Genomic DNA, 17,422 nt, shown 5'->3' with positions numbered 1-17,422 from the left:
TGTGAAGGGCTGTGAAGGGGTAGTTGGGAGGTTCTCGAGTATGGATTACATTCAGATCTACCAACAACCCCTTCACAGCCCTTCACACGTTGGGACGGTGGGGCTTAGCTCGTCCCCTTCGGGGACTCACCGCCCCATACGCTGCTCCGCTTCGCTCCGCAGCCGTACTGGCTCACATCGAAATTTGCTGGCGATCAGTTCCAGCGCACAGGGCCGAAGGCCCTGCTTATTCGAGGAGCGAAGGCGCGAAGCGCCTGAGTGGATCGACCGTGATCGAGGTCTCTCGATGACCGGCCACCCCGTGGAAACCAACACCCTGCGGCACCAACCACTGAAAGGAACCAAGAACCTATGAGCACGCTCAAGGCCTACGAGCTGTTCCCGCACCGGGGAGGATTCTCAGCCAAGACCGTCCACTATCAGGGCACCAAGTTCACGGTGGCCGCGACATCGGTACGCCAGGCGTATGCGCTGGCGTATCAGCGGGCCTGGATTCATGCCCACGATAGGCAGCCGGTCGGCATCGTCTCGATCTGCCGCGTGGGTACTGGCACCACCTTGTGGTGCGGATGCTCCGGCCACAGCGTCACCGGTGGCCAGGTGCGGCACGGTGCCGGAATCACCGCGATCCGCAAGGCGATCGAGGGCCACCATTGCCCCCGGCGGGTGGTCGGTCTCCGACAGCGCCTCGTGGCCGCTGCCACCGCATGCACCGCACAGCACGAGGTCTGAGCATGTCCTGGACCACCGCCCTCGCCCTGTTCTACGGCACCGCCGCCGCATACCTGCTCGTGCGCCACACCATTCAGCTGGCACCTGCAATCCGACGACGATCGACACCCCAACGGAAGGACACCTCGTGACTGACCATCTCTACCGCGTGCGCGTGATCAGGTTCCCTGAAGGATCGACCGAACCGGTGTGCTATCCCGGCGAAGAAGAACCCGACCACTGGGTTCCGGTGCCTGGCTGGGCACCGCCTGGTTGGAAACCGGAAGGCAACTACATCAAGCTGGTAGGCACCGACCAGTTCGTGTGGCCGTCCACCCGGCAGATCTATCGCTCCCGTTCGACTGCTAAGAGGCGCGCCGAGCTGCTGGAGTCTCTCGGGGCGACTGTGGTGATCGAGCGGTCCAACAAGATCGTCTGGCCGGAACATCCCGTCGATGAGGCCATCGAGCTTGTGACTGTGCACCCGCAGAAGGCTGTCCGCCACAACGCTTCTGAGGAGGTGGAACGCTTGGACGAATTTACGGTGTCGCGTCTGCAGCGTCGCCTGGAGAGCCATCAATAGCTCGCACTGCCACACACGCCGCTGAATTTGCGCAGCCAGCAGTGCACGCTGCTCAGAACGGCGTGGGTACAGATCGTTGGGAGACTCAGGCCGTCGGCTTCAACCCCTGGTAGATGATCGGCACCAGCTCGCCGAGCAGCTTCTGGGATAGCTCAGGGTTGTTGAGAATCTGCGTGGAGAGATCCTCCGAAGATGCCATGGCCCCAATCACCGCGCCGACGAACTCGTTCTGCAGATCAGGACTGGCCGAGAACTGCGCCAGGGTGTTGTTTTGCGCCTGCTGCTGCAGGGTCTCGCTTTCTTCGAGCCGGTCCTTGATGTGGGTGACTACGTTGCGGACGCTGGAGTCGGGGTGTTCGCCGGAGAACAGGTCATTGATCTGGGCGATCACCTGTTCCAGCGCGACCAACTCAGGATCGCGGGCAGTGCCGGTTCCCCCAGCTTTGGCCGGCTGCAGCACGACACCGCCAGAAAGCTTGCCGTCCGTAGCCTGCTGGGCGTGCTGGGCAAGGTAGTCGAAGTCGACGCCCGACAGATCGATGTCATGGTGGAGCTGCTCGCTGGCGATCATGGGGGCGAGGTGCCGTAGGTAGATCGAGAGCTTCTCGATGGCGGGGTCTTCGTAGTTGACAATCTGGGACAGGAAGTCGTACTGGCGCAGGAACGTGCCGATGTCCTTGCGAAAGATGTCCAGCTCTTCCAGGGCCAGGCTGTCGCCGTGGTCGCGAGCTTGGCGTTCCCGATCCCGGAACACGTCTCGCGCTGGCTTGATCCATTTGTTGAGTGCTTCATGGCCTTTACCGGGCTGCTGGGCGTACTTGAGGTAGTCGGCGACCAGGCCATTGATCTCCAACTCTTGGTAGATCCCGGCGGCGTCGAGCTTGTTCACGGTCTGGTGCACGATGTTGGGGTCGGTGACATCGGCGAGGGTCGTGGCGTCGTAGTAGGGCTCGAACGCCTCCACGATGTCCTCGGCGGCGTTGGCGAAGTCCAGGACGAAGGTCTGGTCCTTACCCGGTGCGGTGCGGTTGAGCCGAGACAGGGTCTGGACCGCCGCCACCCCCGACAGCCTTTTGTCGACGTACATCGCCACCAGTAGCGGTTGGTCGAAGCCGGTTTGAAACTTGTTGGCCACCAACATCACCTGGTACTCGTCGGTTGCGAACACACCGCGTAGATCGCGGCCCTTCAGCCCCGGATTCATGCTGGCCTCAGTGACCTTCTCCAGCCCGGAGTCGGGGTCAGTGACCTCCCCGGAGAACGCCACCAGGGCGGCGATATCGGTGTAATTGTGCTCGGCGATGTACTTGTCGAAGGCCAGCTTGTAGCGCACTGCCGCCTTGCGCGAGGAGGTGACCACCATGGCCTTGGCCTTGCCGTCGAGCCGCCACGTGACGTTGTCGCGGAAGTGCTCGATGATGATCGCGACCTTTTGGCTGATGTTGGTGGGGTGCAGCTTGACCCAGTTCATCACCGACTTGATGGCTGCACTCTTGTCCACCAACTCGCCCGTGGGTTCACCGGAGATCTGGACGGTGCCCGAGGCGGCGGTGTCTTCGGTTTCGAAGATCTGCCCGTGGTGGGTCAGCCGAAAGGCCGTCTTGTACGGCGTGTAGTTGCGCAGCACGTCGAGGATGAAGCCCTCGTCGATGGCCTGCTGCATCGAGTACAGATGGAACGGGTGTGGCTTGCTTTGGATGCTGGACCTGTGGCCGAACAACTCCAGGGTCTTGGCCTTGGGGGTTGCGGTGAACGCAAAGAAGGACAAGTTCGTCGACTCGGCGCGCGCGGTCATTTCAGCGGTCAACACGTCCTCAGCATCGACGGTGCCGCCGTCCTCGAGGTCGTCCCGTTCGCTTTCCGACAGTGCGGCCTTCAGTCGTTTGGACGCTTCCCCGGCCTGTGAGGAATGGGCTTCGTCGGCGATGATCGCGAAGCTCTTGCCTTTGAGGTCGGCTTGCTCCTGGATCAGTTGCAGCGCGTAGGGGAAGGTTTGGATGGTGACGATGATGATCTTCGTCCCACCGGTCAGCGCATTGGCCAGCTCTTGGGATTTTGCTCCACCCAGCCCGGCGATATGGGCGACTACCCCGGGGGTGCGGTCGATCTGGCGGATCGCCTCCTGCAACTGGGCATCGAGAACGTTACGGTCGGTGATCACGATGACGGAGTCGAACACTGGCTTGTTGGCGTCGTCGTGCAGCACCGACAGGCGATGCGCCAACCATGAAATGGAGTTGGTTTTCCCTGAGCCGGCGGAGTGCTGAATCAGATACTTCTGCCCCGGGCCCTTGCGGCGGGCATCTGCGACCAGACGGGTGACGACGTCCCATTGGTGGTAGCGCGGGAACAGAATCCGTTGGGTGCGGACCTTCTTATTGGTGGCCGGGTCGATCTTCTCGTCGATCTGTAAGTGCAGGAATCGCCCGAGGATGTCCAACCAGGTGTCACGGTCCAGGATCTGCTGCCACAGGTAAGCCGTCGGCGAGCCATGCGGATTGGCCGGGTTTCCGGCGTGGCCGTGATCGCCTCGGTTGAACGGCAGGAAGACGGTGTCCTTGCCTGCGAGCTTGGTGGTCATCTGGACTTCTGAGTTCGAGACCGCGAAGTGCACCAGAGCCCGAGAGGCGACTTGCAGCAGGGGTTCACCTTTGGGCAGGCGGTGCTGCTTGTACTGAAGGACCGCGTCGGTGACATTCTGAATACTGAGGTCGGTCTTCAGCTCCGCTGTGGCCACCGGGATGCCGTTGACGAAGAACACCAGGTCGATGCTGTTGGCGTTCTGGGTCGAATAGTGGACCTGGCGCATCACCCGCAACCGCACTGCGTCATACCGTTTCTGGGTGGTCTCGTTGAGCGTGGTGTTGGGCCGGAACTGGCACATCGCAAACTGAGCGTTGAGGTCCTTGAAGCCGCGCCGCAGCACCGACAACGTGCCACCGTTGGCCTTCGGATCAGTCCCCAACTGCTTCACCAGTGCCGCCAGCACCCCGAACCGCGCCTTCTTCAGCGCATCACCAGTCAGCTCTGGCTTGATTCGTTTCTCAAGCTGCTCCGGTTGCGTTGCGGCAAGCCAATCGAAGACGTCATCGGTGAATAGCGCCAGTTCCTGGTCGTAGCCTTCGTCCGTCGGCGAGTACAGCCAGCCGTGTTCGGACAGGTAGTGGCAAATTTCGGCCTCGAAGGCCGACTCGTGATGCTGCTGGACCACCGTTACGCCGCCCCCCGCACATCGATCTTGCCCGTCACCGCTTCTGTGATCAGAGCCGAGCGATACTCCCGCAACGTGTGGATCACCTCGTCAGCCTTGGCAATCAGGGCGTCGATACTGGCGCATCGCTCAGTCAGGTACGACACAATCTGCCTCTGTTCGCTCTGGGGAGGCACCGGGAAGTGGAAGGACTTCAGAGCAGACATCGGCAAGTTGTTGGCCAACCCCTCCGCACCGCTGATGGCACCGCGAACCTGCTCGCGGTAGATGCGTGAGTTCAGCACCCATTCAAGGTGCTCAGTCAACATCATTGGAGTTGAGATTAGACGGAATGTCTTGTCGGACAGGATGAGGTCATAACGAAGCTGACGAACGATCGCTGCCGAACCAACGAGATCCGGACTTCCACTTGCGCGGGATACAAGCAGATCTCCCACCTTGACAATAATCGATGGGTCGACCTTGAATCCGCCTGGAAGCTTCTTGTGGTCGGTGTCCCGGAACACGCCGTTGTTGACACAGCCGGATTTGAGAACTCCCCAACCGTCATCGGCCAACTCAGCGTAAGCCTCAGGACTAACACCCTGCTCAATCCCGGCGATAATGTGACGTAATTGGGTTCGGTGCCAATGAGTTGGGATCTCCCCGAGCCACTCAATGCCGGAGTCCTTCATCTCGACATCCAGGTCGAGACCCTTGGTGACGGCGTGGGTGATGGTGGCGGCGCGGTCCTCGCGCAGGGTGGCGACGAGCTGCTCCTGCTTGGCGATCAGCGCATCAATCTTGGCAGTTTCGCTATCGAGGAAGTCAGCGATCAGCTGTTGTTCCGCAACATCTGGTAGAGGCAGCACCAAGCTCCGGATGTCATCAAGGCTGAGTTGAATTTTGGTGCCGCCGTACGCCTGCTCACTAAGCTGGCGCTGTCCGGTGTCGGACAAGGCAACGTATCCGGCGTACCAAGGGTTGAGCTGGTGGTCGTTGAGTCGAGTTAACGCGATGTGTTGGCTCACATAGGCTCCGGCGTGGCCGGAGTCGACGACGGCGACCGATCCCAGATAGGCCGTGATCGAGAACAAGAGATCACCATTGCGCGTCATCGTTCTTGCACCTTCCGCACCAGCGGGAACCTGCACGTAGTGGATATCCGAGTCATCGAAACCTAGGGCACCGCGAGACAGATTTCCGATCCGAACGAAGTAGTCGCCTTCTTCTGCGTAGTACTGCGCCCATCCTCTAGAACCACTGGTGACCAACGATGTCGACCACTTCAGTTTGGTCGTCGACCAGTGGCTAGGTATCGAACTGAACCACTCCGTACCCGAAGGCTTGTAGTTAGGGTAGTTGGGCCAGTTCATGCACCGACCTCCGTCAACATTGCCTGGATCTCACCCACGAGGACACGGAGGTCTTTCTGGATCACCTCGAGTGGTCTGGGTGGCACGTACCGGTAGAAGTGGCGGGTGAAGGGGATCTCGTAGCCGATCTTGGTCTTGTCGTGGTCGATCCAGGCATCAGGGACGTGGGGTAGGACTTCGCGGGCGAAGTATTCCTCGATGTCTTGGTTCAGCGGCACGTTCTCGGTATCGCGCAGCGCTGGGTTAGGTTCGGGGTTGCCCTTGGAGTCGGTGACGATAACAGCATCGTCATCGTGCTCACCGATGGTCGACCAGATCGTCTTGACCAACGGGGCAGGCGGTTTTGTTAGCCCAGCCTTGCGCAGCGCATCCGTCAACTCGGCGACGAAGCCGTCGCGGTCTTTGTACTCCCACCCGATAAGCCCGGTCAGAGCGGTTCTAATGACAGTCTTTTCGCCGTCGTTGAGTTTGTCGACGCTCTTCTGCGCCAGGACCTTCTCGACGTTGTCCTCGGTGGGAGTGAAGCGGAGCCGCAAGGGTCGTTCGACGGTGATGGTGGAGTAGCCGAACTCCCCACCTTTGAAGACTTTCGAGTGGGCGTCATGTTCGTCGGTGGGGTTCTGGTTGCGGAAGCTGTCGTAAAGGTGGCAGATCCGCTCGATATCCTTCGGGCGCAGTTCTTTCCGCTTGGAGCCGAGAGATTTGCGCCTCTTGCCGTACATGTCGACAGCGTTGATGAGCTGGACTTTGCCCTTGCGCTTGGCAGGCTTGTTGTTGTCGAGAACCCAGATGTACGTAGCGATTCCGGTGTTGTAGAACATGTCCGTCGGCAACCCGACGATCGCATCTAGCAGGTCATTCTCGATGATCCATTGCCGAATGTTGGACTCACCAGACCCGGCACCGCCGGTAAAGAGCGGTGAGCCGTTCAACACGATGGCCAGACGACTCCCGCCCTCGCCGTTCTTGACTGGCTGCATCTTGGAGACCAGGTGCATTAGAAACAGCAGCGACCCATCGGATACACGGGGTATGCCGGGACCGAACCGCCCGGCAAATCCACGTTGTTCGTACTCGTCGGTGACCTTCTTCTGCTGCGTCTTCCAGTCGACTCCGAATGGTGGATTGGACAGCAGGAAGTCGAAGTGCTTGGTGTGGAACCCATCATCGGTCAGTGTGTCGCCGAGGTAGATGTTGTCGACGTCCTGGCCTTTGATGATCATGTCTGACTTGCACATCGCGTACGAGCGCGGGTTGATGTCCTGCCCGTAAAGCACAGGGCGTGCTTTGGGGTTCAGCTCGATGAGATGGTCGTAAGCGGTGGAGAGCATGCCGCCGGTTCCGGCGGCTGGGTCGTAGATGGTGCGGACTGTGCCGGGCTTGGTCAGCACGTCGTCTTGAGTGTGAAAGAGGATGTCGACCATCAACGCGATCACCTCGCGAGGGGTGAAGTGATCGCCGGCCTGAGCGTTGTTGGATTCGGCGAACTTGCGGATCAGTTCTTCGAAGATAAAGCCCATGTCGTGGTTAGTGATCACGTTCGGGTGCAGGTCGACTGCGGCGAACTCCTTGACGATCAGGTACAGCCGGTCCGACTTGGCGAGGTCACTGATGAGGTCGATCATGCGGAAGCCGTCGAAGACGTCTCGCACGTTGGGTGAGAACCGCTCGATGTAGTTAATCAGGTTGTCGGCGACGCCCTCGGGGTCACCGATTAGTGCTGCGAAGGTCCACTGCGAGGTGTTGTAGAAGGGCAGTTTGAACTTAGCCTTCAGCATGACAGCGGGGTCGACCTTGGTTGCCTGGATCTTCTTGTACTCGGCAAGGACCTCGTCCTTGCTGGGCTCCAAGATGCAGTCCAAGCGGCGCAGGATGGTGAACGGCAAGATTACGTCGCCGTACTGGTTGGGCTGGTACGGCCCTCGCATCAGGTCGGCAATCTTCCAGATCAGGTTGGCATTGGTCTGCGCCACGGTGCGAACTGTCCCCTCAATCTCGGTTAGTACCAGTGGAAGTTACCCCGATTCGGCGATGCCGCGAGGGACCTCGCCCTTCATCGAGCGGTTAGGCTGATCGGCTTATGACCTCCACAACTCCGGCATGGAATACGCCGTACGGTCAGAAGCCCCATCGCCAGTTGCCGACGGCGATGTTTAATCTGGCGGCGGAGCATGCTCGACGAGCCATCGAAGGCACCCAGGGAGGCGATACGTCAGCACTTGGGAAGATGGACCAGCTAGCCTCTATCGGTGCCGCTGCGGAGCTACTCGTTAAGTCGACGCTCGCTGGCATTGATGTCAGCCTCCTAGCCGGGAACGCCAACACGCCAACGTTGCTTGCATTGATCGGAAGACCCTCAGCAAGCGGAGGCAAGGTCTTCACCGTTGGCGGCACGGATGCGGTTCGCCGGTTGAATGAGTGCAAGCCGCAAGGTTCGAAGCCGATCGCTGATCCCAAGTTGATCTTTGAAGTCCGCAATGAGGCGCTGCATATGGGGCTGGCCGCCGTGGATGTGACCGTGCAGGATGCGCTCACCGAATTGGTTGCTCTGGCGGACAGTGTGTTTGAGATCCGACGTGCGCTGCACCAGGATGCGGACTGGGATGCTTTCTGGTCACCCAAACATCTCAAGATCGTTCAGGCTCGACAGCAGGCCGGATATGAGAAGCTGCGGCAGCATTTCGATGGCCTTCTCGACGCAGCACGCACCGCGTACGCCCGGTTGACCGCAGGCCTAGACGCAGATTCACGAATCCGGTTGATCGCCGAATTGGTCATGCGCGCACCAGAGGTTGGCGATGCCCAGATGCTGCGTTCACACGCATGCCCGGCCTGTCAAAACACACTGTGGGTCGTCTACGACGTGGTTCGGGACGTCGAGCTAGATGACTCCGATGCGCCGAACAGCTTCGGCTTCTTCGTAAAGCAGTCGGCGTACGTCGCTTCAGCCTCATGCCCCGTGTGCAGTCTTGCCCTTTCAAAGTCGGACATGATGTTGACGGACATTCCGTTCGTTCTCGATCTCGGAGACGAGGAGGCGACTCCCGACGAGATCGAGGGCTGGGGAGACGCGCCGCACGACGAGGATCGATGGGCCGGGTACGAGCCGAGCCCGGACGACTTCGAAGAACCCGATGATCTATGACCAGAGACTAGGCCGCAGTGTTCGCCAGGTGCCGGCACACCGCAGCGCGGGAGACGCCCAACATCTTCGTGACGTCGGTTGCGTTGATGCCTCCTTCTCGAAGACTGCGCAGCTGGCCGTGGAGCGTCGTCGCCTTTGCACGATCTGGCCAACTGCATCGGAGAACTACCATGACGCAACCAACGTAGACGTGTAGGTGTTGACGACATGGGAGCCGAACCCAATTCTGCAGAACTACCCGCGCTCGGCGGGCGCGCGCCGGGCCACCTTGGGTTGGGTGCTGCTGGCGAGCTCCTCTTCGCCAGCCGGATCGCACTTCTCGGTTACCAGGTGTATCGGCCTCTTGCAGATGATCGTGGGGTCGACTTGGTTGTCGACGTCGGTGACGGTCAGCATGCGATGGTTCAGGTGAAGTCTGTTCACCCTGGCAGCTACATCTTCATGAGAAAGTCGACGTTCGCGTTGAAGCCGTGGGTCGCTGTGGGACTCGTCGTTTTCGATACAGACCATCAAGTCTGGCCCAGCTTGTTCTTGATTCCTGCGACATCATGGGCGATGCCGGTTAGTTGTACTGACCACGGACGTTAGGTACGGCGTGGCGCGGTGACATGAAGAAGACCTCCGAGTGAAGTGCGAGCTGTCTAGGAACACACGCTCACCTCGGAGGTCTTCATGTCTCACCGTAATGCCCCGTTGTCAGAAACCGGTCGTCTGCGCCTTGCTCGTTGCATCGTCGAGGACGGATGGTCCCTGCGACGAGCCGCTGAACGGTTCCAGGTCGCAGTCACCACCGCCCAGCGGTGGGCGCGGCGCTACCGTGAGCTCGGGCCGGCTGGCATGGCCGACCGCAGCTCACGACCCCATCGCAGTCCCCACCAGACCCCGGTACGAACCGAACGTCGCATCATCAAAGTCCGCGTTCTGCGCCGCTGGGGACCAGCCCGCATTGCCTACCTGCTGGGCTTGAATGTTTCGACAGTGCACCGCGTCCTGAGCCGGTACCGACTGGCCAGGCTGCGCTGGCTGGACCGCCCCACAGGACGCGTCATCCGCCGAATGGAGTCTGAGGCTCCCGGCGATCTGGTGCACGTCGATGTCAAGAAACTCGGCAAGATCCCTGCCGGCGGCGGCTGGCGCAAACTGGGTCGCACCGCCGGCAAACGCAACTCGGTAGCCGATAAAAGCACCGGACTGCGCGGCCGCAACGGGGATCCAGCTCGCGGCTACCACTTCTTGCACACCGCCATCGATGCGTACTCCCGGCTGGCCTACTCCGAGATGCTGTCCGACGAACGCAAACAGACCGCTGCCGACTTCTGGAAGCGGGCTGACGCCTGGTTCTTGGAGCGTGGCATCAAGGTGCGAAATGTATTGACCGACAACGGTTCCTGTTATCGATCACACGTTTTCCGGGATGCCTTAGGCGATATCAAGCACCGCCGCACCCGCCCCTACCGGCCACAGACCAACGGAAAAGTCGAACGCTTCCACCGCACTCTGGCCGATGAATGGGCCTACGCACGGCTCTACACCAGCGACACCGAACGCTGCACTGAATTCCCGACCTGGCTGCACTACTACAATCACCACCGCGGCCACACCGCACTCGGAGGCCAAACACCCGCCAGCCGCGTACCTAACCTCTCAGGTCAGTACAGTTAGTCCGCTCGTCGACCACGACTACGAAGGCAAGAAGTCGGCCCCCGAGTACGGCTTGAGCATCCGCAGGAACTGGAAGCAAGAACTGGACCAATGGAGCGCCACGCAAGCCCACGTCGAGGCAGTGCTGTCCGCCGCCCGTCGCCTCTGACGCCTTACGCCGCGTCGACGTCGGCAAGATACCGATAGAGAGTGGCCCTGCTGACGCCGAGATACTTGGCGATGTCCTTGGCCGTGTGTCCATCGGCCTTCATCCGTCTGGCGGTGGCAATGTGATCTGCGTCGTCGACCTTGCGCGGTCGCCCGAACTTGGTGCCATTGGCGCGGGACGCGGCCCGCTTCAGCGCGGTGCGCTCCTTGATCAGCTCGCGTTCGTACTCGGCCAGCGACCCGAGAACGCCGATCATCATGCGCCCAGCGGGAGTCGAGGAATCGATGCCGTCAGTCACCGACACAAGGGTGACGCCGTGCTCGGTCAGTTCCTTGACTGTCTGCAGGATGTGCAGCATGTTGCGGCCGAGGCGGTCGAGCTTCCAGACAACTACGGTGTCACCGTCCCGCACGTATGCCAACAGTTCGGCCAGGCCGGGCCGGTCGTCGCGTGCACCTGACATCACATCGGAGAACACTTTGTTCACTCCGGCGGCGGCAAGTGCCTCGTTCTGCTGATCCAGCGTCTGGGTGACGGTGCTGACCCTGGTGTAGCCGATCCGGGTGCCGGCGTGTTTGGTAGCCGCTGACGCGAGGTCCGACGGTGTCATAAATAGTCCCAACGTCACTATCGAGACATCTATTTCTGAGACCAACTTTCGAGACGGCTCGACGTGGGAGTCTGCCCGCCAGGTTCAGCCACTCGCAGGATGTCTCAGATGTGGTCTGTTACGAGACATGCCCCTGCTTATTCGGCTGGGCCGTTGGAACCATTGGCTTGGACCTATGGGCTGCTACCTCAGACCGAACTTCTGCCGACGGATGATCCTCAAGCTGCGCCGCGATCTGGTCAGTCGCGGTTGTTCGTGCCGCCCCATCCAGACGTGCGGCAACCATTCGGGCGACAACTGTGCCACGGTCCTCGGCAAGAATGCGCTCCAGCAGGGCACTGGCGGAATCCGTGGCAACGCCGTCGCAAATCCAGTCCGCGACTTGGTTAGCCACTACTGCGCGCACCCACGGGTCAGGGTCGCGAGCAATCGCGGCAAGAACATTCAGATTCTCTGGTCGTCTTCTGCTTGCCACGATTAACGCCGCTCCAACGCGCTGGTTCGTGGTCCCGTTCATCAGATTCCACAACTCGGTCTCAGTTATTGACGAGGGTTGCATCGCTTCCAACGCGGCAGCCGCGTCACCGCGTACATCAGGACTTCCAAAGAACGCATCCGCTGGTTGTGTCGTCCTGGCCATAATCTGCCGGAGGATTGGTGCGAGCCGATCTGAAACATCGCTTGGCACTGCGTCGCCCAGTCGACGGAGATTCTCTAGTGGCCTAACCAGATGCCGAGTGTAGGTAGCCGATTGGCTAAGCAAATTGACTATCTGGTCCCAACTCGCTTGTTCGGGGTGCCAGCAGTTGACGACGATGAGCGTTCCACCGAAACTGGTCCGTCTTACAGCACCTTGCCCCTGTTGCAGTTCAGCGACCTCGGTCTCGATGCTCTGGTTCAGGCTCTCGACGAGAGCGGTGACAGTATCGGCGTTAAGGTCGCAAACATCTCCGAAGGCTTGTAGTGCCGCCAAGTCTCCCTGTGCGATCTGCTCTTCCAGACCTCTTCTGCGCGTTTCGTCGGACGCAGCGAGAACCACTTCTATTTGTTCGCTTAGTTCGAAGTTGTCGGATGTGCGTTGTGCCAACCGCTCCTTGTCGGCATCCGACCATTCGGCAACCGGTACCGCTCTGACTACCTTGGCATAGCCGTGGGCTATGGCCTGGTCTTCTTGGGCGGGCAAGGTAACCAGGTGATCAACGACGACTCGGAGGTCGCTGGTCGATATGACTGGAACCAAGGCTGCGAGCATGTCGAGCACGATGTCGGGTATCGAGAAAGTTGGCGCAAGGCGGTCTGCTAGGACTGCGGGGTCATTAAGCACCTCGATGGCCCATTGTGCGTGGCGTACTGCATGTTCGGGTAAGAGAACGTCAGCTGCCTTGGTGATCGCCGTGATGCCGGCAAGCAGCGACGTCCGCGTCGCGTCATCGAGGATGATTGCGCTAGCCGCTTGTTGGACCGCCTGTACTGGTCCGGCTCGAAGGAGGCGGCCGAGTGACAACTTGATGGCTTCGTTGTCACCGCAATGGAGCATCTGCGTCAGCGCCGACACCACTGCGTCGGTGTTTTCGGTGGCCGTGGTGATGACCCGCTGAGCGAGCATCGAAGTCGCGGCCCTCCACGCGGTGTGGTCGGCGGTAAAGCCAGAGATCAACGTCGCCGCTCGAAGATGGAGCCACGTCTGGTCAGATTTCCCCCATCTGATGGTCTTGTCTTCTGCCCAGTTCTTGAAATCCTCACGTGCCTTCTCCTGCAGCGCCCAAGCAACCTCTTGGGTGCGCCACCAAGCTGCCAAGGTGTCGCGCCCTGTGACTGCGTCTGCAACGTTGCGCGACGCCTGGGAACTGATGCCGAAGATCAAATCAGCGGCGGCTCCGACTATTGCCATCGCGGTTGGGTCATGGGGAGCGATGGTGCGCAGAGACTGGACCTCTACAGCCGATTCCAGGGCCTGCTCTAGATCACCCAATTCGGCCCTGCATCGCGCACGATGGAGCATCAGCCACGCGTGATCTGTTGGTTCGCACACGTCGGCCTCAATGAGTCGATCAAGGACCTCCAAAGCATCACTGGGTCGGTTCATTTCGACCAGGAGCGCCGCGACGACGGCGGCGGCGGCGGCTTGCTGGTGTGGGAGTGCGTCGTCTGCATCGATCAACTCACGGATAGCTCCGAGGTCGCCCCCCTCGACGAGGAAGCTGTACAGAGCAGCGTAGAACCTCCATTCCCAATCCTTTGAGGCTCGGCATCCCTCTAGATCAGGGGCTTTCGTTTCCCAGTAGGGCGACTTCGATGGTCGAAGTTCGCGAAGGCGCATTTTGACCAGGAGCGCGATTGCCTCATCTGGCTGGTAGCTGTCGACGGCTAGATTTGGGTGCGGTGCAATCAAGCGTGGGGTAAGCAGGGCATGCCGGAGACGATCGGGTCGCAGGATTGGCTCTCCGCCCTCAAAGGCGCTTCCTTCCCACTGTGCCGGTTTGCGATGCCCAGTGGCCACCTCCAGCAAGTCATTGAGGTGGTCTTCATCAATCGTATTGGAGGCGGGAACGAGGATCTTTGATCCCTTACCAGTCGATACGATGCGGTCGGACGTGATGGGCACCCAGTACGACGTGCTGGTCTTGAGATCGTGCAACACAAGAATGTGTGGCACGTTGTGGTCCTTCCAGTGCTTGAGGTGAGCGCCATCGCTGTCGGCAAACCACCACCCGATCACCTTCCCCGCGTCATCACGTTCTGGAGATCTAAACCAGGAGTCACCGGACTTCACTTGTGCGCCAACTAGCGCACCCATGTCGAATCGACGCGGATCGCGTGACTGCAACCACAGATCGGTTCCGAGGTCATGCTCCATCGGATTACGGGCGACACCCCAGCGGATTCGTGTGAACTGCTGCTCGACGGCAGCTTGCCCTTCCGCGCCCGTCAAGCCTGACTGGCTTGCTCTCATCCTGAGATTCCTTCTGTCGCTAGGCACACATCGGTCACGTTATGTTCCCGCGAACGATGCTGGGGCGACCGAGCGGGCTTGCGGTGGGGAAGCCAGAGACACGATCTGGACTGTCCGCACCGGTGCTGACCAGTCGATCGGATTAGTTGCGTTCGGACCCATCCGCGACGGCATTAGCGAATGGTAGCCGCAGCTATCGTCGTGCTCGACGACTTCCCGTAACCGTGCCTGTTCGCCTGCAGGGCCGGCCCGCGCCGTCCGCAGTTAGGGAGGCGCATATGGGGGTGTGGTGTGTACTTTCGCGTGATACCCACCAAGTTGTGCGAAAGTCTTTCGAGACGCTCGGAACTCGTCGTTTTCGAGACAGCTGCACTGGTCCCAAGGATTACCGAGACTGGCGTGCCCAGATGCTTCCGACCGCTACGGAGTCAACTGGCGGTAAGCGAACGCGAACACTTGCGGTGCCCACGCGGTCCACGACGCTCGTTGCCCTCGCACGCCGGGATTCCAGTCACTTACCAGCGCCCGAATCCCCGGCGCACCCTTGAAGAAATTATCGAACTCCACGATGGTCTCGCAGGTTTGACGCATATCCGGGTAGAGGAGTGCGGCTGCGCGCTGATCCGCGCGATACAGCGGCGAGTGAAGCTCGTCGAGCAACTCAAGGACGTCGGGATCGTCCTGCATCTGCTCGAGCTCAGCCTTCACGACCTTGTTGATCTTCTTCGACCGAGCGGCCACTCCACGATCAATTCTCAAGTTGAAGCGCGCCTCTATGCGGTCGTCAGCGACCTGAAGTGCGCGCCCAGACACCGTCACGGCCTCCATCGTGTAGTGAGTCATCACGTTCCGAAGGCTATAGAGAAGGCGGTAGCTCCGGTTAGTGTCGAAAACGTCCTTGAACACCTTCTTGATCGAGGCGAGAACGGTCTCGTCGTTGGCATGAAGATCGCTCGCGAGTTGGTACGTCTGCTCCTGGTGGAAATAGACAGCGGACGCCAGAGACAGGACGGCGGCGCGGATTTCAGAGACTAGGCGCACAGCTTCCTCGGGGTGTGTCTGCGGCTGAAACCGGCGTTCGGCGAAGGCTTGGTTTGCTTCTGCCACCTTGGCGTGCAATGCCTCAGCGGATACTTCGAAGTAGGCGAGTATTCCGCCGAGAATGATGTTGAAGACGCGGCGGTACGCCTCCCGGTACCGCACATGATCGTCGACCGACAAGACGGCCACGGGGGTCATTTTCAAGCTGTTCAGACTCGCTGAGTCTGGGGAGATCAGTAAGACTCCGCGTGGGTCGATGGGGAGGTTGGTGCCGTCCACGACGTAAAGGTAGCTGTCGACACCAGTTTTCCCGAGGTAGCACAGCCGGTATTTGCCGCCAAACCGAAAGCGCTGACACCACGGCGAGGATTCACCGTGAACGGGTCATCGTCCGTGGGGCCTGGTCAGGTTGCGTCGGGCAGTTCGTTGAGGTGCGCCTCAGGGAACTGCGGTGGTTCCAGCTTGATCCCTGGGATCTCGCCCAGCGGACCCGGCAGTAGGCCATGGGTGCGTTGACCTTTCGCGAGTGCCGACTTGATGACGCGCTCTTCGGCTGCGAACCTCTGGGCCTGGTCTCGCAAGCTCTTCAAGTCCTTGGCCAGCGTCAGTCTGGTCAACCACGGACGCCAAGCGAGCCGAGTGATCATCTCGGCTGCCTCTTGAATGACGTCGGCAAAGTACCCATCGATACCACCAGCGCCGAAGTCCTCGTCACCGCCGCGCTCCTCCCAGGACTCGTCGCTGAGTTGTCGTCCTGCTTCGGCGAGGACCAGGTAATGACGGACGGCTGCTCTGGGGATACGAGCGATGAGTGCGGTGGTCTCCACCTCGCGGTATGCGGTGCGGAACTCTCGGTAGATGGTCGGTGCCCATCTGGTCAACTCGGTCGCCTCAATGGCCTTGAGCACTGCACCGCGTACTTCACGGCGTGCCCGGCCTCCACCGATGTAGTTGCCGATCACAGACCCGATTCCGAGACCGCCGACGAGCGGGAGCCACTGCACGAGATTCACTCGGCTAACTTAGCCGGGACGCTACTCGTTCTCCGAGACTGCGACGGCGAGTAACGGCGAATATCCCAGGATCGACGCCGTCCATCTCCTACCTTCGGTGTGTCCACCCAACAGAAGGAGAAGCGCGATGGCCGTCGACCAACACCTAGCTGAGGTGCTACGCACCGTCAAAGTTCCCGAGGCGCTGACCAACTGCGTGACGTTCGTGGACTACCTCAAGCGGCATGTCGAGGCTGAGACGAAGTCTTCGACGCCAGAAGAGGGGCTGCAGCGGCTGCACGAACTGGTCGCGCAAATGCTGGCTTCTCACCTGGAATTGATCGACGCGATGGGCACTGTCGATGAGCAACTCAGGATCATCGGCCAGAGGCTCAAGCAGCCATGACTAACACGTCCGTCGGGACCGATGTCGTCAGCGTCCGAATCAGGCTGAGATCGCCGGAGCAGTCGCCGGGGTTGAATGACTTCGGCTATCTGTTCCCGATGATCGAGAGCTTGATGTTCGTCGGTGCTCTCGTGAGCGAGGTTGATCCCAAAGGTAAGGGCCAGTTCTCGCGGGGAAGCCTGGTATCGCCGAACGTGCTGGTCTCGTGCCAGTACCTCGTCGAGTCGCTCCGGGTTGGCCGCGTCAGCTTCGGTTCGCCCATCGACATCCTGATCTGGGGCGCGGGGATCACGGGAAGTGTGCCGACGATGTACGGCACTGTCCGAACGGTGCTGTCACTCTGGACGAAGTTCTGCGAGGCCCGGAAGAAGCACGCCGAGGCGAGCTTAATGGAGTCAGATGTCGCGGTGCTGATGGCGATCAACAACAACTTGCTGGCAAAGCTGGAGTCGGCAACGCCGGGCAGCAACTTGGACCGCCAGACGCTCAATGAGGTCGAGAAACGAGCACTGGACAAGTCGATCCGGCAGCGGGTGCAAGAGGCTGCCGCAGTGATCCTCAGCGCAGAAGAGATCACTATCGAACCAGATCCCGCCTAGTCGGTG

At 60.4% G+C, this 17,422-nt stretch carries 15 protein-coding genes; 7 read left to right on the top strand and 8 right to left on the bottom strand.

Annotated elements, in window-relative coordinates:
* Positions 1 to 351 precede the first annotated feature (351 nt).
* Genes A5699_RS06065 through A5699_RS06060 form a run of 3 tightly spaced genes read left to right on the top strand, consistent with a single transcriptional unit; the run spans position 352 to position 1,294 of the window.
* Positions 352 to 732, top strand: coding sequence for a hypothetical protein (locus A5699_RS06065; RefSeq protein ID WP_067766878.1), 381 nt, complete (start codon positions 352 to 354; stop codon positions 730 to 732).
* A gap of 2 nt (positions 733 to 734) precedes the next feature.
* Positions 735 to 863, top strand: a complete 129-nt coding sequence (locus A5699_RS30140) for a hypothetical protein (RefSeq protein WP_255378762.1) — start codon at positions 735 to 737, stop codon at positions 861 to 863.
* Complete coding sequence (locus A5699_RS06060) at positions 860 to 1,294, top strand: hypothetical protein (RefSeq protein ID WP_067766875.1); 435 nt, start codon at positions 860 to 862, stop codon at positions 1,292 to 1,294. The genes A5699_RS30140 and A5699_RS06060 overlap by 4 nt, the downstream gene beginning before the upstream one ends.
* Positions 1,295 to 1,379: 85 nt before the next feature.
* On the opposite strand, the gene A5699_RS06055 is transcribed toward A5699_RS06060, so the two are convergent.
* The 3 genes from A5699_RS06055 to A5699_RS06045 are packed head-to-tail and all read right to left on the bottom strand — an operon-like array spanning position 1,380 to position 7,833.
* The gene (locus tag A5699_RS06055) at positions 1,380 to 4,505 is read right to left on the bottom strand and encodes a type I restriction endonuclease subunit R (protein ID WP_067766872.1); all 3,126 of its coding nucleotides are present in this window, start codon (positions 4,503 to 4,505) and stop codon (positions 1,380 to 1,382) included.
* 2 nt (positions 4,506 to 4,507) lie between these two features.
* A complete protein-coding gene (locus tag A5699_RS06050) occupies positions 4,508 to 5,860 on the bottom strand; it encodes a restriction endonuclease subunit S (protein ID WP_067766869.1) in 1,353 nt (450 codons plus the stop codon).
* Positions 5,857 to 7,833, bottom strand: coding sequence for an N-6 DNA methylase (locus A5699_RS06045; protein ID WP_067766866.1), 1,977 nt, complete (start codon positions 7,831 to 7,833; stop codon positions 5,857 to 5,859). The genes A5699_RS06050 and A5699_RS06045 overlap by 4 nt, the downstream gene beginning before the upstream one ends.
* A gap of 107 nt (positions 7,834 to 7,940) precedes the next feature.
* Between A5699_RS06045 and A5699_RS06040 the strand changes: the two genes are divergently transcribed.
* Complete coding sequence (locus tag A5699_RS06040) at positions 7,941 to 9,005, top strand: hypothetical protein (protein ID WP_067766863.1); 1,065 nt, start codon at positions 7,941 to 7,943, stop codon at positions 9,003 to 9,005.
* A 234-nt stretch (positions 9,006 to 9,239) separates the two neighbouring features.
* Here the strand turns inward: A5699_RS06040 and A5699_RS06035 are convergent, their stop codons facing one another.
* Positions 9,240 to 9,428, bottom strand: coding sequence for a hypothetical protein (locus A5699_RS06035; protein WP_067766860.1), 189 nt, complete (start codon positions 9,426 to 9,428; stop codon positions 9,240 to 9,242).
* 249 nt (positions 9,429 to 9,677) lie between these two features.
* Here A5699_RS06035 and A5699_RS06030 point away from each other — a divergent pair, with 249 nt between their 5' ends.
* A complete protein-coding gene (locus tag A5699_RS06030) occupies positions 9,678 to 10,667 on the top strand; it encodes an IS481 family transposase (protein ID WP_067766857.1) in 990 nt (329 codons plus the stop codon).
* A gap of 152 nt (positions 10,668 to 10,819) precedes the next feature.
* Here A5699_RS06030 and A5699_RS06025 read toward each other — a convergent pair whose 3' ends face one another.
* The 4 genes from A5699_RS06025 to A5699_RS06010 form a co-directional block, all read right to left on the bottom strand.
* Complete coding sequence (locus A5699_RS06025; RefSeq protein WP_082957596.1) at positions 10,820 to 11,425, bottom strand: recombinase family protein; 606 nt, start codon at positions 11,423 to 11,425, stop codon at positions 10,820 to 10,822.
* Between the two features lie 118 nt (positions 11,426 to 11,543).
* Complete coding sequence (locus tag A5699_RS06020) at positions 11,544 to 14,378, bottom strand: DUF4365 domain-containing protein (RefSeq protein WP_067766854.1); 2,835 nt, start codon at positions 14,376 to 14,378, stop codon at positions 11,544 to 11,546.
* A 420-nt stretch (positions 14,379 to 14,798) separates the two neighbouring features.
* Complete coding sequence (locus A5699_RS06015) at positions 14,799 to 15,698, bottom strand: hypothetical protein (protein WP_067766851.1); 900 nt, start codon at positions 15,696 to 15,698, stop codon at positions 14,799 to 14,801.
* Between the two features lie 125 nt (positions 15,699 to 15,823).
* Entirely contained in the window at positions 15,824 to 16,432 is a 609-nt protein-coding gene (locus A5699_RS06010) for a hypothetical protein (protein WP_067766848.1), read from the bottom strand.
* 127 nt (positions 16,433 to 16,559) lie between these two features.
* On the opposite strand from A5699_RS06010, the gene A5699_RS06005 reads away from it, so the two are divergent.
* Positions 16,560 to 16,817, top strand: coding sequence for a hypothetical protein (locus A5699_RS06005; RefSeq protein WP_067766846.1), 258 nt, complete (start codon positions 16,560 to 16,562; stop codon positions 16,815 to 16,817).
* Entirely contained in the window at positions 16,814 to 17,416 is a 603-nt protein-coding gene (locus tag A5699_RS06000; protein ID WP_067766843.1) for a hypothetical protein, read from the top strand. Before A5699_RS06005 ends, A5699_RS06000 begins: the two co-directional genes overlap by 4 nt.
* Positions 17,417 to 17,422 lie beyond the last annotated feature (6 nt).

The sequence above is a fragment of the Mycobacterium sp. E802 genome (assembly GCF_001666875.1).
In the GTDB taxonomy this organism is placed as follows: domain Bacteria; phylum Actinomycetota; class Actinomycetes; order Mycobacteriales; family Mycobacteriaceae; genus Mycobacterium.
Note: the sequence above shows the minus strand (reverse complement) of the source record. Positions and strands in the feature narration are given on the sequence as shown.